Origin of the sequence: Demequina capsici, from assembly GCF_032102965.1 — a bacterium.
GTDB lineage: Bacteria > Actinomycetota > Actinomycetes > Actinomycetales > Demequinaceae > Demequina > Demequina capsici.
Genome location: NZ_CP134880.1, coordinates 2,415,312 through 2,435,531 on the forward strand (window position 1 = coordinate 2,415,312; position 20,220 = coordinate 2,435,531).

17 protein-coding genes are annotated in these 20,220 nt (G+C 70.8%); 10 read left to right on the forward strand and 7 right to left on the reverse strand.

The features are described from left to right. Positions 1-8 precede the first annotated feature (8 nt). From RN607_RS11480 to RN607_RS11490, 3 genes are all read left to right on the forward strand, one after another. The gene (locus tag RN607_RS11480) at positions 9-1,145 is read left to right on the forward strand and encodes an acetate/propionate family kinase (RefSeq protein WP_313497317.1); all 1,137 of its coding nucleotides are present in this window, start codon (positions 9-11) and stop codon (positions 1,143-1,145) included. Between the two features lie 275 nt (positions 1,146-1,420). Then, complete coding sequence (locus RN607_RS11485) at positions 1,421-2,383, forward strand: zinc-binding dehydrogenase (protein ID WP_313497318.1); 963 nt, start codon at positions 1,421-1,423, stop codon at positions 2,381-2,383. A gap of 101 nt (positions 2,384-2,484) precedes the next feature. Next, complete coding sequence (locus RN607_RS11490) at positions 2,485-2,658, forward strand: hypothetical protein (RefSeq protein ID WP_313542728.1); 174 nt, start codon at positions 2,485-2,487, stop codon at positions 2,656-2,658. Positions 2,659-2,686: 28 nt separating this feature from the next. On the opposite strand, the gene RN607_RS11495 is transcribed toward RN607_RS11490, so the two are convergent. Genes RN607_RS11495 through RN607_RS11505 form a run of 3 tightly spaced genes read right to left on the reverse strand, consistent with a single transcriptional unit; the run spans position 2,687 to position 4,331 of the window. Next, complete coding sequence (locus RN607_RS11495; protein ID WP_313542729.1) at positions 2,687-3,346, reverse strand: glutamine amidotransferase-related protein; 660 nt, start codon at positions 3,344-3,346, stop codon at positions 2,687-2,689. Between the two features lie 8 nt (positions 3,347-3,354). Further along, positions 3,355-3,741 (reverse strand): DUF3054 domain-containing protein, encoded by a 387-nt coding sequence (locus tag RN607_RS11500; RefSeq protein WP_313542730.1) that lies wholly within the window; start codon positions 3,739-3,741, stop codon positions 3,355-3,357. Then, entirely contained in the window at positions 3,738-4,331 is a 594-nt protein-coding gene (locus RN607_RS11505; RefSeq protein WP_313542731.1) for a YdeI/OmpD-associated family protein, read from the reverse strand. Before RN607_RS11505 ends, RN607_RS11500 begins: the two co-directional genes overlap by 4 nt. 42 nt (positions 4,332-4,373) lie before the next feature. Here RN607_RS11505 and RN607_RS11510 point away from each other — a divergent pair, with 42 nt between their 5' ends. From RN607_RS11510 to RN607_RS11530, 5 genes are all read left to right on the forward strand, one after another. After that, a complete protein-coding gene (locus RN607_RS11510; protein ID WP_313542733.1) occupies positions 4,374-6,359 on the forward strand; it encodes an ABC-F family ATP-binding cassette domain-containing protein in 1,986 nt (661 codons plus the stop codon). Positions 6,360-6,487: 128 nt separating this feature from the next. Then, positions 6,488-8,227 carry an ABC-F family ATP-binding cassette domain-containing protein gene (locus RN607_RS11515; RefSeq protein WP_313542735.1) on the forward strand — a complete coding sequence of 580 codons (1,740 nt, stop codon included), beginning with the start codon at positions 6,488-6,490 and terminating at the stop codon, positions 8,225-8,227. Positions 8,228-8,358: 131 nt separating this feature from the next. After that, a complete protein-coding gene (locus RN607_RS11520; protein WP_313497332.1) occupies positions 8,359-10,815 on the forward strand; it encodes a phosphoketolase family protein in 2,457 nt (818 codons plus the stop codon). Positions 10,816-10,895: 80 nt separating this feature from the next. Beyond that, on the forward strand, positions 10,896-12,077 hold the full coding sequence (locus RN607_RS11525) for a glycerate kinase (protein ID WP_313542737.1): 1,182 nt from the start codon (positions 10,896-10,898) through the stop codon (positions 12,075-12,077). A 193-nt stretch (positions 12,078-12,270) separates the two neighbouring features. After that, positions 12,271-14,367 carry a methyl-accepting chemotaxis protein gene (locus tag RN607_RS11530; RefSeq protein WP_313542739.1) on the forward strand — a complete coding sequence of 699 codons (2,097 nt, stop codon included), beginning with the start codon at positions 12,271-12,273 and terminating at the stop codon, positions 14,365-14,367. Between the two features lie 103 nt (positions 14,368-14,470). On the opposite strand, the gene RN607_RS11535 is transcribed toward RN607_RS11530, so the two are convergent. Beyond that, the gene (locus RN607_RS11535) at positions 14,471-15,574 is read right to left on the reverse strand and encodes an NAD(P)-dependent alcohol dehydrogenase (protein WP_313497338.1); all 1,104 of its coding nucleotides are present in this window, start codon (positions 15,572-15,574) and stop codon (positions 14,471-14,473) included. A 248-nt stretch (positions 15,575-15,822) separates the two neighbouring features. On the opposite strand from RN607_RS11535, the gene RN607_RS11540 reads away from it, so the two are divergent. Continuing rightward, a complete protein-coding gene (locus RN607_RS11540) occupies positions 15,823-16,890 on the forward strand; it encodes a lactate/malate family dehydrogenase (RefSeq protein WP_313542740.1) in 1,068 nt (355 codons plus the stop codon). Further along, positions 16,887-17,342, forward strand: coding sequence for an ACT domain-containing protein (locus RN607_RS11545; RefSeq protein ID WP_313497342.1), 456 nt, complete (start codon positions 16,887-16,889; stop codon positions 17,340-17,342). The genes RN607_RS11540 and RN607_RS11545 overlap by 4 nt, the downstream gene beginning before the upstream one ends. Positions 17,343-17,440: 98 nt before the next feature. Here RN607_RS11545 and RN607_RS11550 read toward each other — a convergent pair whose 3' ends face one another. Genes RN607_RS11550 through RN607_RS11560 form a run of 3 tightly spaced genes read right to left on the reverse strand, consistent with a single transcriptional unit; the run spans position 17,441 to position 20,212 of the window. Further along, the gene (locus tag RN607_RS11550) at positions 17,441-18,127 is read right to left on the reverse strand and encodes a glutamine amidotransferase-related protein (RefSeq protein WP_313542741.1); all 687 of its coding nucleotides are present in this window, start codon (positions 18,125-18,127) and stop codon (positions 17,441-17,443) included. Between the two features lie 10 nt (positions 18,128-18,137). After that, positions 18,138-19,304, reverse strand: a complete 1,167-nt coding sequence (locus RN607_RS11555; protein ID WP_313542743.1) for an ABC transporter permease — start codon at positions 19,302-19,304, stop codon at positions 18,138-18,140. After that, the gene (locus RN607_RS11560; RefSeq protein ID WP_313542746.1) at positions 19,301-20,212 is read right to left on the reverse strand and encodes an ABC transporter ATP-binding protein; all 912 of its coding nucleotides are present in this window, start codon (positions 20,210-20,212) and stop codon (positions 19,301-19,303) included. Before RN607_RS11560 ends, RN607_RS11555 begins: the two co-directional genes overlap by 4 nt. Positions 20,213-20,220 lie beyond the last annotated feature (8 nt).

Here is a 20,220-nt window from a genome sequence, read left to right on the forward strand (position 1 = left end):
GAAGAACAGTGGCAGTGAACTACGAGGGGATCGCCCTGGTCCTCAACTGCGGATCCAGCTCGGTGAAGTACCAGGTGGTGGACACGACGAAGGAGGAGCCGCTCGCCTCCGGGCTCGTGGAGCGCGTGACGGATCACGCCGTCGCGATCCAGGAGATCATCGCGACGCTCGGTGAGCCGGGCTCCGGCGTGAACCTCGCCGACCTCACGGTCGTCGGCCACCGTGTCGTGCAGGGCGGCGAGGAGTTCTCCGCGCCGACCATCGTGGACGACGAGGTGGAGCGCGGCATCGCCAAGCTCTCCGTCCTAGCACCGCTGCACAACCCGGGCCACGTGGCGGGCATCTCCGCTGCACGCGCCGCGTTCCCGAACATCCCGCACGTCACGGTGTTCGACACGGCTTTCCACACGACGCTGCCCGAGGAGGCGTACACCTACCCCCTCGACATCCGCGTCGCCAAGGAGCACGGCATCCGCAAGTACGGGTTCCACGGCACGTCGCACGGCTACGTGTCGCGCGAGGCGGCCCGCCTCATGGGCAAGGAGCCCAAGGACATCAACGTCATCACGCTGCACCTGGGCAACGGCGCCTCCGCCGACGCCGTCCAGGGCGGCCGCGCCGTCGACACGTCCATGGGCCTCACCCCGCTCGACGGCCTGATGATGGGCTCCCGCACGGGCACCATCGACCCGGCGGTCGTGTTCCACCTGCACCGTGCCGCGGGCATGTCGATCGACGAGATCGACACCCTGTTCAACAAGCAGTCAGGCCTGCTGGGCATGTGCGGCTACTCGGACCTCCGCGACGTCCACAAGGCGATCGAGGCGGGCAGCCACGAGGCCCGCCTGGCGCTGTCGGTGTACACGCGTCGCATCAAGATGTTCGTCGGCCAGTACCTGGCGGTCATGGGCTCGGTGGACGCGATCGTCTTCACGGCGGGCGTGGGCGAGAACGACGACATCGTCCGTCTCGAGTCGATGCAGGGCCTCGAGGGCCTGGGCATCGTGATCGACGAAGAGCGCAATGCAGGCCGCAAGAAGACCGGCACGCTCGTCTCCGCCGACGACTCGAAGGTGCAGATCTGGGTGATCCCCACGAACGAGGAGCGCGAGATCGCGCTCCAGTCGATCGCGGCGGTCTCGTAGGCAGCTTCGGCGGCACGCACCGCGTTGACGAAGGCCCGTTCCCCTCGTGGGGACGGGCCTTCGTCGTCCCCGGCCTGCGCATCGTGCGCGGCGATGCCCCCTGCTGACACTTTGAACCAATCCTGTTCCGCCACGCCGATTCCGAGCGCGTGTCAGCTCCGGCCGACGGGGTGTCGCCGCCGATTTCGGTTCGCACTGTCCGTGAGATCACGGGAAGGGACGATGCAGGACCTCCCGCGCAGGCCCACCCCCTGCGCCGGTCGTAGGTTGGTCTCATGCTTGCTGCCTATGCCACCCGCTTCGATGCCGCCGATCCCGCGTCCGCCCTCGAGGTGGGCGACCGTCCCGAGCCCGAGGCTCGCGACAACTGGACCACCGTGGACGTCAGGGCCTCATCCATCAACCATCACGACGTCTGGAGCCTCAAGGGAATCGGGCTGGCGCAGACGCAGCTGCCGATGATCCTGGGCTGCGACGCCGCGGGGGTCGCTCCGGACGGCACCGAGGTGGTCGTGCACGGGCTGATCGGTGCGGACGGGCACGGCGTGGGCCCCGACGAGCCCCGCTCGATCCTTTCGGAGCGCTACCAGGGCACCCTCGCCCAGAAGGTCGCGGTCCCCACGGCGAACCTGATCCCGAAGCCGCGGGAGCTCACCTTCGAGGAGGCCGCGTGCCTCCCCACGGCCTGGCTCACCGCGTATCGGATGCTCTTCCACGGGGCGAACCTCAGGCCGGGCGACTCGGTGCTGGTGCAGGGCGTGGGCGGCGGAGTGGCGAGCGCCGCCATCGCCCTGGGTGCCGCCGCAGGCCTGGAGGTGTACGCCACGTCGCGCGCCGAGTGGAAGCGTGAGGCGGCGCTCGGCATGGGTGCCGTGGGCGCGGTCGAGCCTGGCGACCGGCTGCCGACCAGGGTCGACGCGGTCATCGAGACCGTGGGTCGCGCCACGTGGAAGCACTCGATCGCCTCGGTGCGCAACGGAGGAACCATCGCGATCGCGGGTCACACCACAGGCGACCCCGAGCCGGCGCTCCTCACGCGGGTGTTCTTCCACGAGCTGCGGATACAAGGCGTCACGATGGGCACCCGCGAGGACCTTGCGGCGCTCATGAGCTTCCTGGTGCGGACGGGTCTGCGGCCCACGATCGACCGGGTGCTGCCGCTCGCGCAGGCGCGCGAGGCAGTGGACCGCGTCGTCTCAGGCGAGCACCTGGGAAAGGTCGTCGTCTCCGTCGGCTGACCCGTCGACGCGCGCACGCGCGCCGGTGGCGCCTACCGTGGTCGGCGGGACGGCCTCCCTCCATGGTCGCCCGCCCCGCCGAGCGACACGGAGGCATTGCCATGACGAGGTATCTGATCTCGTTCCCGAGCGGCGAGATGCAGCTCGACGAGGGCGGCTACTGCATCCTCGACGTGACCACCCGCGACGAGGCGCTCTCATGGGCCGCACGGTTCGCCGCCGCGTGCCGATGCGCACAGGAGGTCCGGGCGTTCGGCGACGATCCCGAGAGCTGACCCGCCCGCGGGGTCCGCGGGTTGCGGGTCAGAGCGCGCGCAGCCAGTCGCGGATCATCTGCACGCCGCCCATCGTCGCGGCGTCGCCATGGTCCCTGGCGGCCTGCCGGAGCTCCGCGACGGAAAGCCCCCACGCGCGCAGATCCGACGTGTGCCCGATCAGCCACCGCTCGATGGCCTCAGGATCCGCCTCCGGGTGGAACTGCACCGCGAGCCAGGGCCCGAGCGCGAAGGCCTGGTGGGAGTTGGCTTCGTTGCCGGCCAGGAGCACCGCACCCCCCGGTAGACCGAACGTGTCGGCGTGCCAGTGCAGGACCGGAGTGCAGTCAAGGCTCCGCAGGGACGACGCACGGCCCGCGTCGGTCAGCTCCACGGTGCCGTAGCCGACCTCGCGGACGCCCGGCACGACGGCGGCGCCCGCGACGAGCGCCATCAACTGCGCTCCCAGGCACACGCCGATGGTCGGCCGGTCGCGGCGGGCGTCGAGCAGCGCGCGGACCTCGTCGAGCACCGGGTACGTCTCCGAGTCAGGAGCGTCGATGGGCGCGCCGAGTACGATGGCGACGTCCGCCGTCGCGGCCTCACGTACGTCGTCCACGCCCACATCCAGGTAGCGGACGTCGTAGCGGTGGGCGCGGATCTCCGCCTCCCACGTGCCGAGGTCCTCGAACGCCACGAAACGGATCACGTCGCATCTCACGGCTTGAGACCTCGTCGCTTGGCGATGAACCCGGAGAGCACGCGCCAGCCGATGAGGAACAGCGCCAGGAACGTGCCTGCGACCACCACGAACGAGACCTGCACGCCCTGTCCGCTCACGACTCGCAGGAGCATGCCGCCCACCAGGGTGGAGGCCCACACCATCGTGCCGGTGCGCCTCCAGTCGCAGGGGCGCTTCCAGCCGCGGGCGATCGCCCAGCCGATTCCGGCACCCACGAGGAACGGCCAGACCGTCGTGGCGAGACCCAGCCCGTTCGCTCCAAGGATGCCCTCCTCGTGACTCGCACGGCCGATGCTCGAGAAGACGAGGATCGCGCCAGCGTCGAGCGCTGCCGCCCCTGCGGCGGCCTGTCGGATGTTCATCGCTCGCTCCTTGTCTCGCCGATGGGGGCGCTCAGCGTCGCGACCGCCTTCGCGAGGCGGCGTGCACGCACCTCAGGCGTGGTGGCCGTCATCAGCGGATGCAGGATGCTGTACCGCTCAGCCCGGGTCAGCGTCTCGAAGCGTGTGCCCGCATCAGGCGCGCCCGCGAGCGCCGCCACGAGATCGTCCGGGACCACCGCGTCGGCCGAGCCTGCGTAGGCGCGCTCCCAGCGACCGTCCGCCTTCGCCGCCTCCACCTGGACCACGCCAGCGGGCCGCAGACGGCCGCCGGCCTCCAGGCGCGCGATGTGCTCGACGTTGCGCGCGGACCAGACGGAACGCGCTCGACGAGGCGTGAAGCGCTGCAGGAACGTCCGCTCGTCGTTGCTGCGCTTCTGACCGTCGATCCATCCGCTGCAGAGCGCCTCGTCGAGCGCCTGGGCATAGGTCAGGGACGTCGGCTGGGTGACGTCCTTCTTGGCGAGCACCAGCCACACGCCGTCCGAGTCGGCCTCGTGCAAGTCGAGCCAGGCCCGCCAGGCGGTCGCGTCGGCGACGCAGAGCATCTGGTGGGGCGTCGGGGCAGCCATGGCGCAATCCTAGGTGCCGTTCACCACGACTACCCTTGTCGGGTGGCTCACCTCCTCGGCTCCGCATCCCTGTCCATCGACTTCGGCACGGGCAAGGTGCTGGACGACGTCACCGTCGGCCTCGAGGACGGGGACCGGATCGGCATCGTCGGCGCGAACGGCGCTGGCAAGTCCACGCTGATGAAGGCGCTCGCCGGACGGCAGGAGCCGCACAGCGGCCGTGTGACCGTGTCTCGCGGCACGCGCCTGGGCGTGCTGGACCAGTCCGACCGGGTGGACCCCGACCAGACGGTGCTGCACGCCATCGTCGGGGACGCGGACGAGCATGAATGGGCGTCGGACCCGCGCATCCGCGACGTGATGTCGGGCCTGGTGCCGGATCTTGACGCAGACGCGCTCGTCGCCAGCCTTTCGGGCGGCCAGCAGCGTCGAGTCGCCCTCGCGAAGGTGCTCGTGGGCGACCACGACGTGGTGTTCCTGGACGAGCCGACGAACCACCTGGACGTGGACGGCGTCGTCTGGCTGGCCGAGCACCTGAAGCGCCGTTGGGGCGCGAACCGTGGGGCCCTGCTGGTCGTGACCCACGACCGCTGGTTCCTGGACGAGGTCACGAACCGCACGTGGGAGGTCCACGACGGGATCGTCGACTCGTACGAGGGCGGCTACGCGGCGTACGTGCTGCAGCGCGTCGAGCGCGATCGCATCGCCTCCGCCACGGAGAGCAAGCGGCAGAACCTCATGCGCAAGGAGCTCGCCTGGCTGCGTCGCGGCGCTCCCGCCCGCACCTCCAAGCCCAAGTTCCGCATCGACGCGGCGAACGCCCTGATCGCGGACGTGCCGCCCATCCGTGACTCCATCAAGCTGCACCGCATGGCCGCCTCCCGCCTGGGCAAGGATGTGGTGAACCTGGTGCGGGCGGGCGTCACCTACGGGTCTGGCGCCGCGGCCAAGGAGGTGCTGCGCGAGGTCGACTGGAACATCGGCCCCGGCGAGCGCACCGGCATCCTGGGCGAGAACGGCGCGGGCAAGTCCACGCTGCTGAAGCTCATCACGGGCGAGCTGGAGCCCACCTCCGGACACGTCAAGCGCGGCGTGACGGTACGCGTGGCCACGCTCAGCCAGCAGCTCGCAGAGCTGGAGGACCACGCCGAGGAGCGCGTGTCGGCGCTCGTGAAGCAGTACTCCTCGATCACCCTGTCCGACGGCTCGGAGATGACGCCCACCCAGCTGCTGGAGCGCCTGGGCTTCACGAGCGTCCAGCTGAAGACCCAGGTGAAGCGCCTGTCCGGCGGACAGCGTCGGCGCCTGCAGCTGCTCGTCGTCCTGTTGAGCGAGCCGAACGTGCTGGTGCTCGACGAGCCCACCAACGACCTGGACACCGACATGCTCGCCGCGCTCGAGGACCTGCTGGACTCGTGGCCCGGCACGCTGATCGTGGTGAGCCACGACCGCTACCTCATGGAGCGCGTCACAGACCAGCAGTACGCGGTCGTCGACGGTGGACTCCGGCACCTGCCCGGCGGCGTCGACGAGTACGTCGCCATGCAGCGCGACCGGAAGTCGGGCTCCGGCGGCATCGGCACGTTCGGCCCCACGGAGCCCTCCAAGCCCTCCGCGCCCTCCAAGCCCTCCGAGCCCTCCGCGCCCTCCAAGCCCTCCGAGCCCTCCGCGCCCTCCGACAGTTTGAACCAATCTCAGTCGCGACACGCCGCCGGCGGAGCCGATTCGCGTGCCTCCACCGGGGTGTCGGGTCCCGAATTGGTTCAAAGTGTCCTGGGCGAGTCAGCGCCCGCGCCCGCGGGACTGTCAGGCGCCGAGCGCCGCGCCGTGGAGAAGGAGCTCACGGCGGTCGAGCGCAGGATGGGCAAGATCACCGAGCTCACCGAGGGGGTCCACCACGAGATGCTGATGCACGACCAGTCGGACTTCGCTGGGCTTGCCAAGTTGAACAAGCGCATCGGCGAGCTCGAGGAGGAGAACGCGGAGCTCGAGGAGAGGTGGCTGGAGCTGTCGGAGCGCCTGGGCTAGCGGCACCGGGCACGCAGTCCGCTTGACACCGTCGGTTACCCTGAACGGCGTGAAGCTGTAGCACCCATGCACGTCCCGCGCCCGAGGCATACGCCCGGCGGGAGCCGTCCCGATCCTCGAGGACGCCCATGGCTATGCTCTCCCCTTCCTTCCACTCGTCCGGCGCGACGCAGCTCGTCGTCGACGGCGTCTCCTTCTCGTACCCCGACCGCCGGGTGCTCACCGCCATCTCGCTCACGGTCGCCGGCGGCGAGCGCGTCGGACTGATCGGCGAGAACGGCTCAGGGAAGTCGACGTTGCTGCGTCTCGCCGCGGGCGCCCTCGCTCCCGACGCGGGCAGCATCGTCGCGACCTCCTCTGGCGGCTGGACACCGCGCGTCGGCCTGCTGCGCCAGGAGCCGCCGTTCGGAGATGAACAGACGGTCGCGGAGGCGCTGGAAGCCGCGATCGCGCCTGCGCGGGACGCTGCCGACGCGGTGGACGCGCTGGGAGCGGCGCTCGCCGATCACCCGGACGACGCTGCCGTCGCAGGCGCGTTCGCCGACGCCCTCGAGGAGGCCGAGCGCCTCGACGCATGGTCAGCGGACGCGCGCGTCGGGACCATGCTCGCCGGGCTGGGTCTGGCATCGGTGCCTCGCACCCGTCCGACTGGCCGCCTGTCTGGCGGCCAGCGCGCCCGGCTGTCCCTCGCCTGGCTGCTGCTCGCCCGGCCCGACGTCCTGCTCCTGGACGAACCGACCAACCACCTGGACGACTCCGCGACGGAGCATCTGGCGGACGTGCTGCGCACCTGGCGCGGGCCCGTCGCCATGGCGAGCCATGATCGTGCCTTCCTCGACGACGTGGCGACCGTGCTCGTGGACCTGGATCCGGCGCCCGTCCCCCACAGGGTCGCGGCCGCGGTGGACGACGGCGGGCCAGGCTCGGGCGTCGGCGTCACCCGCTTCGGCGGCACGTTCACCGAGTATCTGGCCGACCGTGCCGCGTCCCGCGAGCGCTGGGAGCGTCGCTACCGGGACGAGCAGGCCGAGCTGAAGCGCCTGCGCGCAGGGGTGCGCGACAGTCACCAGGTGGGCCACGCGGGCGCGTCGCCGCGCACCGAGGCGCGCGCCTCCAAGAAGTTCTACGCGGACCGCAACGCGACGGTGGTCGCCCGGCGCGTCAACGATGCCCGCGCCCGTCTCGAGGAGTTGGAGGAGCGGCAGATTCGGAGGCCTCCGGCCGCGCTCGTCTTCTCGGGTCTGGACGCGGGAGCCGCTCACCGCCGCGCTGCTGGGGCCACCGGTCACGCGCTGGTCGCCGCCGGCGTGGCGGTCGCCGGGCGCCTCGCCCGCACCTCGCTCGCGGTGGCACCGGGCGAGCATGTGCTGATCACGGGGGCCAACGGGTCGGGCAAGTCGACGCTGCTGGCGGTGCTCGCAGGTGCGCTCGACCCCACGAGCGGCACCGCGAGCATCGGCTCCGGTCTTCGCGTGGGCCTCCTGACGCAGGACCCGCGCATCGCCGACCCGTTCGGCCGCGGTCCTGCTCTCACCGCACGCCAGGCGTACCTGGACGCGGTGGGGTCCGCGGCCGTCCCGCTGTCGACGTTCGGCCTGCTCGCGGGTCGGGATGAGAACCGCCCGGTCGCGGCGCTGAGCGTAGGCCAGCAGCGTCGTCTGGCACTGGCGATCGTGCTGGCGGACCCGCCGGACGTGCTGTTGCTGGACGAGCCGACGAACCACCTGTCGTTGGCGCTCGTCACCGCGCTCGAGGAGGCGATCCCGCGGTTCCCTGGCACCGTGATCGTGGCGTCGCACGACCGTTGGCTGCGGCGGCGATGGCAGGGCCGTCGCCTCGAGCTGGGACGGACGGCGGCGCGCGACTGACGCGGATGGCGTCGAAATCCGTCGAAGGAGGCGCAACCGTCCTGAACTTCCGGTGAAGTCTAGGACCTTCGCCGCGCGATGTTAACGCTCACCATGCCATTCTGAAGTCACCGCCAAGACGGAGGACAGCAATGACGCAGAACCCTTGGTCGTACCGTACGACCGACGCAGCAACCGACGCAGAGGTCGATGGCATCGACCGCTGGTGGCGCGCCACCAACTACCTGAGCGTCGGCCAGATCTATCTTCTGGACAACCCCCTGCTCCGTGAGACGCTCACCCGCGATCACGTGAAGCCCCGCCTCGTGGGCCACTGGGGCACCACGCCTGGCCTGAACTTCATCTACGCCCACCTGAACCGCATGATCAAGGCGCGCCAGCAGCCGACCATGTACATCATCGGCCCCGGTCACGGCGGCCCCGGCCTGGTCGCGTCGAGCTTCCTGGACGGCACCTACACCGAGACCTACCCCGACATCTCGAACGACGAGGCGGGCCTCAAGCGACTGTTCAAGCAGTTCAGCTTCCCCGGCGGCATCCCGTCGCACGTCGCACCCGAGACGCCCGGATCGATCCACGAGGGCGGCGAGCTGGGCTACGCGCTCAGCCACGCGTACGGCGCGGCCTTCGACAACCCCGACCTGCTGGTCGCCGCGGTCGTCGGCGACGGCGAGGCCGAGACGGGCCCGCTCGCCACGTCGTGGCACTCGAACAAGTTCATCAACCCCGCCACCGACGGCGTCGTGCTGCCGATCCTGCACCTCAACGGGTACAAGATCGCCAACCCGACCGTGCTCGCCCGCATCTCCGAGCAGGAGCTCGTGGACCTCATGAAGGGGTACGGCCACAAGCCGCACGTCTTCGAGGCCGGCATGGACGACGAGTCGCACGAGTCGATCCACCGTCGCTTCGCGGCCGTGCTCGACGAGGTGATGGACGAGATCGCTGCCATCAAGGCCGAGGCGAAGGTGAACCCGAACATGGAGCGCCCCATGTGGCCCATGATCGTGATGCGCACGCCCAAGGGCTGGACCTGCCCGCCCAAGATCGACGGCAAGATCACCGAGGGCTCGTGGCGCGCACACCAGGTGCCGCTGAGCTCGGCGCGCGACACGGACGAGCACCTGCACACGCTCGAGGACTGGCTGAAGTCGTACGGCCCTGAGGAGCTGTTCGATGAGGCCGGCGCCCCGCTGCCCGCCACCACCGCGCTGGCGCCGGAAGGCGAGCTGCGCATGTCGGCCCGCCCCGAGGCCAACGGCGGCCTGCTGATGAAGGACCTGCGCCTGCCGGACTTCCGCGACTACGCTGTGGATGTCCCGGTGCCCGGCTACGGCCCGCACGAGGCGACCAAGGTGCTCGGCGGATACCTCAAGGGCGTCATGGCGGCCAACACCGACAACTTCCGCATCTTCGCCCCCGACGAGCTCGCGTCCAACCGCATCCAGGCGGTGCTCGACGTCACGAACAAGGTATGGAACGCCCGCTCCGAGTTCGACGACGAGCACATGGCCCACGAGGGCCGCGTGGTCGAGATGCTGTCCGAGCACCAGTGCCAGGGATGGCTGGAGGGCTACCTGCTCACCGGCCGCCACGGCCTGTTGACGTCCTACGAGGCGTTCATCCACATCATCGACTCGATGTTCAACCAGCACGCCAAGTGGCTCAAGGTCTCCCGCGAGCTCCCGTGGCGCCGCCCGATCCCGTCGCTGAACTACCTGCTGTCCAGCCACGTGTGGCGCCAGGACCACAACGGCTTCAGCCACCAGGACCCTGGCTTCATCGACCACGTCGTGAACAAGAAGGCCGAGGTCGTGCGCGTCTACCTGCCGGCCGACTCCAACACCCTGCTGGCCACCTACGACCACTGCCTACGGTCGCGCGACTATGTGAACGTGGTCATCGCGGGCAAGCAGCCTCAGGCGTCGTGGCTCACCATGGACCAGGCCGTGGACCACTGCACCCGAGGTGCCGGCATCTGGGAGTTCGCCTCCAATGTGCCGGACGGCGAGGAGCCCGACGTGGTCATCGCCGGCATCGGCGACGTCCCCACCATGGAGGCGCTCGCCGCGGTGGACATCATCCGCGAGGAGCTCCCCGACCTCAAGGTGCGGTTCGTCAACGTCGTGGACCTCATGCGGCTCCAGCCCGAGAAGGAGCACCCGCACGGCATGTCGGACCGCGAGTTCGACCAGCTGTTCACCACGGACAAGCCGATCATCATGGCGTACCACGGCTACCCGTGGCTGATCCACCGCCTCACGTACCGTCGCACCGGCCACAGCAACCTGCACGTGCGCGGCTACAAGGAGGAGGGCACCACCACCACGCCGTTCGACATGGCCATGCTGAACGACATCGACCGCTACCACCTGGTCATGGACGTGATCGACCACGTGCCGAGCCTCGGCACGAAGGCCGCGTCGCTGCGCCAGCGACTGTTCGACCAGCGGCTCGCAGCCCGTCGCTACGCCCGGGAGTTCGGAGAGGACCTTCCCGAGGTCGCGAACTGGGTGTGGCCCGACGCTCGTGGCACCGTGGACGCCGACGTGTCCGCGACCGCCGCGACCGGCGGGGACAACGAGTAGGCGCGCAACCCGCCCGCTCGGAGAAGGGCCCGCATCCCGTCAGGGGTGCGGGCCCTTCTCATGTCAGGCATCCTGAGGGCATGGTCGACGACGGCGTGAGGGACCAGCATGGGCCGCTTCGCGTGGTCGTCGCGCTCGACTCATTCAAGGGATCCGTGACCAGCGCCGAGGCCTGCCACGCGGTGGCGGCGGGCGTGCGCGAGGCCGCGCCGGACGCGGTCGTGACGGAGCTTCCGGTGGCCGACGGCGGCGAGGGGACGTTCGACGCGCTCGCCCCGCACGGCATGCGAGGCGAGATCCCCACGGTGGACCTGCTGGGCCGCCCGACGGTGGCGCCCTACGTGGAGCTCCCGCACGCGGTGGCTGTCGAGTCCGCGTCGACGTTGGGGCTCGCACTCCTGGGGCCGCCCACGCCCGCGCTGGCGCGCCGCGCGCATTCCTACGGACTCGGGCTGCACCTCCGCGGCGCCGCCCGCGACTCCGACGCCCACCGTGCCCTCGTCGGCCTCGGGGGCACCGGCACCACCGACGGTGGCGTGGGGATGCTGCTCGCGCTGGGCGCTCGCGTCTGGCTTGCCGACGGCACTCCGCTCTGGCCTGACGGGCGCCCGCAGGCGCAGAACCCGCTGCTCCTGCGTCCCACGAGGGTGGAGCTGCCGCAGGTCGAGTGCGTGCCCGTCGGCCTGGCCGACGTGGCGACGCCGCTGCTGGGTCCCCGCGGCTCGGCACGCATGTTCGCCGCGCAGAAGGGCGCCGACCCGGAGCTGGTCGACGAGCTCGAGGTCGCGATGACGACATGGGCTGACGCGCTCGCACGGGCGGGTGCCGCAGTCGCTGACGTGCCGGGAGCAGGCGCGGCCGGCGGGATCGGCGCGGCTCTCCTGGCGATCGGAGGCATGCTCTCCCCCGGCCTCGAGACGATCCTGCACGAGACCCACGGCATCGACTCGCTCGCGAGCGCGGATGTCGTGGTGACGGGCGAGGGAGCCCTCGATGCGCAGACCGCGGAGGGCAAGGTGCCTGCTGCGGTCGCAGGACTGGCGCACCGTGCGGCCCGTGCGGAGGGTCGGGACGTCACGGTCATCGCGCTGGCGGGACGGGTGGATGCCGGCCACGCGGAGCTCGAGCGGATGGGCCTCGCGTGGGCTCAGCCGATCCACGACCGGCCTCTTCCACTTGCGGAGGCGATGGACCGCGACGTCACGCTCGCGGCGCTGTCGCGCGCCGCCGCCCGTGCGATCCGGACCACCCTGGACGGCTGAACCGCTGGACCTCGGCGCTGACCAGCCGCTCAGCCGATCATCCACTCGGCGCAGGGTCCTGCCTGGAAGACATACCCGCACGGGCATCACCCCTGGTCAGCGGCCGTCCGACCAAGAACGCTCACATCCTGCACCCAGTGTCGATGGGATCGACATCAGGCAGGACACCGGTTCGACGGACAGAAGGTTCAACGTGAGCAAGGCACTCCCCTCCCTGCGTACCAGCTTGAGGCTGCAGCTGGTCGCCTTCGGCGCGCTCGCGGTGCTCGCCGCATCGGTCGCGTTGACGGTCGTCGGAGCGGCGCAGGCCCACCAGCTCGCCGACACCGCCACCGCGGACGTCCAGCAGCTGAACTCGGAATCGCTCGCGCAGACCGCTCGGTCCGCCCGTGACCTCGTCTCCACCCAGGTGGACACCGTCACCACCCGCATGGAGTCCGAGCTCAACGTCGCTTCCGCGGTCCTGACCTCCAGCGGCGCGATCACGTTCGGCGACCCGCGCTCGTGGGAGGCGAAGAACCAGGCGACGGGCGACGTGTCGACCGTGAGCCTCGCCCGCCTCCTGGTGGGCGGTCAGGACCTTGGCCAGGTGTCCGACATGACCGCGTCCGTGCCGATCGTCGACACGGTCACAGGACTGCTCGGCTCGGCGACCACCGTCTTCCAGAGGATCAACGATCAGGGAGACATGCTGCGGGTCGCCACCTCCGTGCCCGGCGCGGACGGCACCAGGGCGATCGGCACGTACATCGGCGCGACCAACGCGGACGGCACCCCGAACGCCGTGGTCGCCGCACTGCTGTCCGGTCAGCCGTACTACGGGACCGCGAGCGTGGTCGGCGTCCCGTACGTCACCGCGTACGGCCCCCTCATGAGCGACGGGCAGGTGGTCGGGGCGATCTTCGTCGGGCTTCCTCAGTCGGAGGTCGACGCACCGCTCCTCGCCGCGCTCGCCGGGGTGGCGGTCGGCCACAGCGGCTTCGTCACCGTCATGACGGACGACGGCAGCTGGGTGGTGCCGCCGCCCGGGGCCGACGCCGGTGCGGCCGCGGACGCCGCCTACTCCCAGGCGCTGATCGATGCGGGCGCCGCGCTCCCCGACGCCACGTCGACCACGAACGTGAGGGTCGACGCGCTCTCCGGCTCCGACGGCGCCAGCGTCGAGGTCTCGCGCTACGCGCCGTGGGGTTGGACGATCGCGGCGTGGGGCATGGACTCCGATCTGCAGGTGGTGCCGACGCACCTCGACCAGGGGATCACGAGCCTCACCTGGACCTTGATGGGCGTCGGCCTCCTCGTGGCGATCATCGCCGTCGCCTTCATCGTGATCGCATCCGGCCGGATCGTCGGCCGCGTGTCACGGCTCACCGCAGCGCTGGGCAGGGTCGCGGAGCACGACCTGTCTGTCGAGGTGGCGGGCGAGGGCCGGGACGAGATCGGCCGGATGGGCGATGCGCTCGGCCGGACGATCATCGCGATGCGTTCGGCCGTGGGCAGCATCCGCACGGGGGCGGAGGCGGTGAACGCCACGGCCGAGCGCCTGAGCGGGTCCAGCGCCAGCCTCCAGGGAGTCGCCGCCCAGACCACCGCGCACGCGACCAGCACCGCCGGCACCGCCACCACCATGAGCACGGAGGTGCAGTCGGTGACGGCGGCGATGACGGAGATGCGCAGCACCATCGAGTCCGTCGCCCGCGATGTGCAGGCCGCCACGGGCGAGACCCGCACCGCCGTCGACACGACCTCGGCTGCAGCGGACATCTCGCAGCGGCTCGGCGACTCGTCGTCGCGTATCGCGGAGGTGCTGAAGGCGATCACCGCGATCGCCGCGCAGACCAACCTGCTGGCGCTCAACGCGACGATCGAGGCCGCCCGCGCCGGTGAGGCGGGCAAGGGCTTCGCGGTGGTCGCGAGCGAGGTCAAGGACCTCGCCCAGCAGACCGCGTCCGCGATCGAGACGATCCGACCGGTGCTCGAGGAGGTCGCGGCCGACTCGACGGAGGTGCAGGAGGCGGTCGAGCGCGTCGCCGCGTCGATCGCCCGGGTGGACGAGCATCAGTCCTCGATCTCCGCGGCGATCGAGCAGCAGAGCGTCACGACGTCGGAGATCGAGCGCAACCTCGTGGTCGCGGCCGACGGCGCCAGCGAGATCTCGACCGCGGCACATCAGCTCTCCGACTCGGCGCAGGACGCACAGCGCAGCGCCGGCGAGGTCGGAGGCGCAGTGGACGGCCTCACGTCGATCGCAACCGACCTGGCTCTGGGCGTGGACATGTTCACCTTGAGCTAGTGCCAGGCGCGGAGGACCTCAGGCCGCTGAGGGCCGGAGGTCCTCCGTCATCGCACGGCAGGGGCGGTCGCATGCGCGGCCGCCCCTGTCGTCGTCCGTGAGGTCAGACCCCGGCGGGCATCCGGTCGGCGAGCGCCTGGAGCGAGGCCGTGGTCGCGTCGTCCAGGTGGGGGACGACGACGGCGCGGCCCAGCAGGGTGCCGTTCTCCAGGTGCTCGTAGGCGAGCAGCGCGTCGTCGAGCGAGAACCGCGTGACGTCGACCTCGATGTGGCCGGCGCGGTACAGCGCGGCCAGCTCGTGGAGCTCCTCGATGGTGCCCCAGTAGGTGTTGGTCAGCTCGGCCTCGTAGGGGTTGGAGTAGAAGTCCCACGACACGGGACCGCCCGCGATGCCGACCACGGTGATGCGACCCTGCTTCCCCACCACCTTCTGCGCGAGCTGGATGGTCGGAGTGAGGCCCACGAAGTCGAAGACGGCGTCGACTCCCCTGCCCTCGGTGAGCTCGCGGATGCGATCCGCCTGCCCCTCGCCGCCCTCGACGGTGACGGCGCCGCGACTGGCCGCGAGCGCCATCGCCTCGGGCTTCATGTCGGTGGCGATGACGGTGGCGGCGGTGGTGGCCTTGAGGATCTGGACGGCGATCTGGCCGAGGCCTCCCAGGCCGATCACGAGCGCGGTCTTGCCACCGCCCTGAAGCTTGTGGAGTGCGAGCTTGATCGCGTGGTAGGGCGTGAGGCCTGCGTCGGCGAGCGGTGCCGCGGCGACGGGATCGGCATCGCCGAGCGGCACGAGGTTGCGTGCGGGGACGGTCATGTACTCGGCCATGCCGCCGTCCTTGCCCAGGCCGGACGCGAGGAACGGGGTCTTGGCGGCGTTCTCGCAGTAGGTGTCCTGCCCGCGTGAGCAGGCGGCGCAGTGACCGCACCCGATCGGGCCGTAGACCAGGTAGGCGTCGCCCTTGGTCAGGCCGAGGACTCCCTCGCCGACCTCCTCGATCCACCCTGCGGTCTCGTGGCCGAGCGTGTACTCGGGCGCCAACTGGGGTCCTGCCGTGGTCTCGTCGAACTGCTCGTAGACGGCCACGTCCGAATGGCAGGCGCCGGCGCCGGCAACCTTGAGCAGCACCTCTCCGGGCGCGGGCTTGGGCCGGGGGACCTCGCGCAGGGACGGCTTGGTCTTCCATTCGGTGAAACGCACTGCCTTCATGGGCGGCGCTCCTTCCTTGAGGCGCCCACGGGGGAAGGGGGACGACGGACCGGGCGCCTTTGCTGGTCACGTGTCATGTATATGGATACACCCCGTGGGGCATGTTTGTTCCCCTTTCCCGAAGCGCTCTCCCGTCTCATGCGGATCATCCCTGCTATCACCGGGCAATGCCCGTGCAAAAATGTGTGACAGGTCAACCTCGCCGGTGGTCAACAACGGCGAAACATCACGGGCGTAGCCTCGCTCCCATGGATGTCGCCATCATCGGAGCCACCGGGGACGTGGGCCGCGCCGTGTGCAGCGACCTCATCGAGCACGGCGAGCTCGGGGCCGGCTCCCGCCTGCAGCTGGTCGGCCGCGCCGGCGGATCGTCCGAGGCGGCGGTGCACGGCCTCCGCGTGGACCTCATCGACGCCTACGACGAGAAGGCGCCGCACATCGACGTCGCCACCAGCCCGGACGACGTCGTGGCCGACGTGGTTGTCGTCGCCGCCGGCCGAACCATCCCCACCGGCACCGGCCAGACGATCGACCGCGACCGCCTCGCCGCCGACAACCGCATCGTCTTCGAGCAGTACGCCGACTCCCTCGCGCGGCACGGCAGCGGCCACGAGGTCGTCATCGTCGTGTCCAACCCTGTCGAGCTCGCCGTCGAGGTGTTCGCCCGTCGGCTCGGACACCACCGCGTGATCGGCATGGGAGCGTGGCTCGACACACTCCGGTTCCGCCGCGAGATCGCCGCGACGCTCGGCATCCGCCGCCAGCGCGTCAGCGGATTCGTCGCAGGCCAGCACGGCGACCGGATGGTGCCGCTGTGGTCCACGGTCAGGCTGCGCGGGCTGGACGCCGACGAGCGGCTCGAGATCGTCGAACGGCTCCGCGGCGACCGCACCCTCGCCTCCTTCGCGAGCGAGATCGCCACCGCGAAGGCCCACGTCACCACCCAGACGGACATGGCGGCAGCGTTCGGCATGGTCGACGCCTTTCCGCCCGACCTCCAGGCGGTCATCCGCCCCTACCTCACGCACACGAGCGGCGCGAAGACCGCGAACGGCACCGCGAGCGCGACCGTCGACCTGATCCGCACCGTGCTCGACGGACGCGACATCGTGGTCGCAGGGCAGGTGCTGCTGGATGGCGAGATCGAGCTGGGAGGCATGCCCTGGCGCGGCGTGCTCGGAGTGCCCGTGGCCGTCGGGCCCGAGGGGTGGACCCGCGTGATGCTCGACGACCTCGCCCCCGACGAGTCCCGGCTGCTCTGGGAGGTCGGTCAGGCGATCAACGAGGCCATCGTCGCGTGGGGAGGTGGCCGATGAGCACCCTCACTCGGCGCTGGTTCGCGTTCGTCACCGTCGAGGACCGCTCCGGCGCCTCGACGGCCTTGACCGGGGTGTTCTCCGAGCGAGGCGTCAGCTTCGGATCGATCTCCACGCTCGACGTGCACGACGGCATGGGCACCCTGTCCGTGGAGTTCGCCGCCTCCGAGCGGCTGGCACACGTGCTGGTGCGCACACTCGCGCGACTGTCGGTGGTCCGCGACGCCACGCTCGTGGCCGCCGACGACTCCCGCGTCAGGGCCGTCGCGATGCTCACCGGCGGCACCGGCGACGAGGCGCTGCCCGCCGAGGCTGATGTGCATCGCCACGGCGAGGGGCCGGACGCCACCACGATCGTCATGGGTCGCCTGTCAGCCGTCGAGGCCGCCGTCGCGACCATGCGCGGCTCGGGATGCGCAGTCGAGGCGATCACGGTGCTGCCTCCGCGCTGACCCTCCCGGCACCGCATGCACAGGCGTCCCCGACGGGTGGCATGGCCGACACGTTGCGGGTCCGTGGCCGTCGTCGCCGGCGGGCCGGGTCGGTCCGGTCAGAGACCGGCGATGAAGGCGCGGAGCAGCCGCAGGCTCGCATACACCGCCGCCGGCCCACGCTCCTGCATCTCCGCGCGGAACTCGGGGACGCTCACGCCGATCTCCCGCAGCTCCACCATGTTCCCGATCACCCAGCGCTCGAAGGTCGCCGGGTCCACCTCCGGGTGGAATTGGACCGCCAGAGACCTGCCGTAGGAGAACGCATGCACCGGGACCTCGTCGGTCGAGGCGAGCAGCACCGCGCCGGACGGCAGCTCCGCCTCGTCGCCATGCCACACGAACATCGGCGCGCTCGCGACGCGCCGCAACGGGCCGACGAGCCCTACCGACGTGGGACGGATGTGCTTCCAGCCCAGCTCGAAGGTGCCCTTGCCGACGCGGGCGCCGAGCGCGGCCGCCATCAGCTGCAGCCCCAGGCACACGCCGAGCGTCGGCTGGTCGGCGTCGAGCCTGTCCTTGATCAGGGCGATCTCCTGCGTGACGGTGGGATAGTCCGCGGCGTCCTCCACCCCGATCGGGCCGCCGAGCACGATCCCCAGGTCGGCGGTCCTGAACGGCGACAGGTCGTCGACGCCGGCCTCGAGGTATCGCACCTCGTAGCCGAGCCTCGGCAGCTCGGCCTCCCAGCATCCGAGATCCTCGAACGCGACGTGCCTGATGACGACACAGGTCTGCAGCGCCAACCTCGACCTCTCAACCTCTCCGGAAAGCGTCGGCGAGGCGCATGCGCCCGCCCGTGTTCAGCACCGCGCCCGCGTAGACGCGGCCGCCCACCCACACCAGCACAGGGATCGCCACCAGGCAGATCACCACGGCCGCCACCACCTCGACGACGCTGATCGAGCCGAAGGCCATCCGCATCGGCACCATGAACGGCGCGAAGAACGGGATCTGCGTGAGCACCTTCGTGATGGTGGCGTCGGGCAGGTTCGGCACCAGGTAGATCGCCAGGTACAGCGGCGCGAGCATCACGAACATCAGCGGCGTGGAGACCGACCCGACGTCCTCCTGCCTCGACACGAGCGAGGCGAGCCCCCCGAACAGGACCGTGAAGAGCGAGAATCCCAACACGAACCACACGGCGAAGTTCACCAGGATCGTGCCGACGCTGACGCTCAGGCTCCCGAGGAGGTCCAGGTGCAGGGCGCCGAACAGGAGCGCGACGATCAGGGCGCCCGCCTGCGCGAGTGCGAACAGTCCCACGCCCAGGACCTTGCCGCCGAGCAGCGTCCAAGGCTTCACCGTCGCGAGCAGGATCTCCACCACGCGCGATGCCTTCTCCTCGACCACGCCCAGCATGATCACGGAGGCGCTCTGGATCAGCACGAAGAACAGCAGCATCACCACGATGAAGCCGGAGAAGAACTTCGCCGAGTCGAAGCCCGCGGCGGCGCTCAGCGGGGTCACGGTGGGCGTCGCGGCCGCGAGCGCCTGCGCCACGGAGGCCGGGTCCCCGCCCAGGTCCGTCACCTGCGCCGCGAGCGCTGCGGACCGGACAGCTGCCTGCACCACGGGGACGATCGAGTCGCCCGCCGTGTCGACGTACAGGTCGGGCTGCGTGGGCGCGCCGGTGAGGATCGCGCTGACGCCGTCCGGCAGCGTCGTGGTGTCAGGGGCGTCGACCGTCTGCACGGTGACCGTGAGGCCCTGTGCTGCGGCGGCTGACTCGAGGTAGGGCACGAGCGCGGCCGTCTCGCCCGAGGCGACCTGCACCACGGGCGCGGGACCGTCGGAGGACAGGAAGGGCTTCGCGATCAGGGCGCCGGCCACGATCAGCACGATCAGGACGGACGAGGCGACGACGTTCGCGCGCGAGCCGACGCGCACCACGAACTCCCGCCTCGCGATCAGCCACATCATGCGGGCACCTCCGAGGGTTCGAGCATCACGTCGCGGAAGAGCTCGGTGAGGGTGGGCCTGCTCGGGGTGAACGCGCGCACCGTTCCTGCCGCGAGCGCCGCCGCGAGCACCGTCTGCGCAGCAGCCGCGTCCGGAGCCTCGACGAGCCACGCGCCCTCCGCGACCGGCTCGACCCGGGTCTCGCCGTCGGCGGCGGGGGCCCAGGCCGGGGGAAGCTCCGCCTCGAGCGTCCAGCGCGGGCGGGCGGTGGCGGTGAGCGAGTCGACGGTGCCGCACGCGACGAGGCGCCCGGAGCGGATGATCCCGACTCGGTCGCACAGACGCTCCACCAGTTCGAGCTGATGCGAGGAGAAGATGACAGGCACCCCGCGCTCCGCCTGGCCGCGCAGCACCTCGCTCATGACCCCGACCGCGACCGGGTCGAGTCCGGAGAAGGGCTCGTCGAGCACGAGGATGTCGGGCCCGTGGACCAGCGCGGACGCCAGCTGCACCCGCTGCTGGTTGCCGAGCGAGAGCTTCTCGACGGCGTCACCGCGCCTGTCGGCCACCCCGAGCACCTCGGTCCAGTGATCCATGGCCTGCGTGGCTGCGGCGATCGACAGTCCGTGGAGCCGCGCAAGGTAGACGAGCTGCTCGCCGACCTTCATGCGGGGGTAGAGACCGCGCTCCTCCGGCATGTAGCCGATGCGGCGCCGCACGTCGGGTCCGACAGGGGCGCCGTCCCAGGACACCGCGCCGGCATCCGAGCTCAGCACCCCGAGCACGATGCGCATCGCGGTGGTCTTGCCGGCGCCGTTCGCGCCGACGAAGCCGAAGAGCTCTCCTGCAGCGACCTGGAACGAGACCCCGTCGAGCGCGCGCACTTCCCCGAAGGACTTGACGAGCCCATCGAGGACGAGCGAGGGCATCCCGCCCG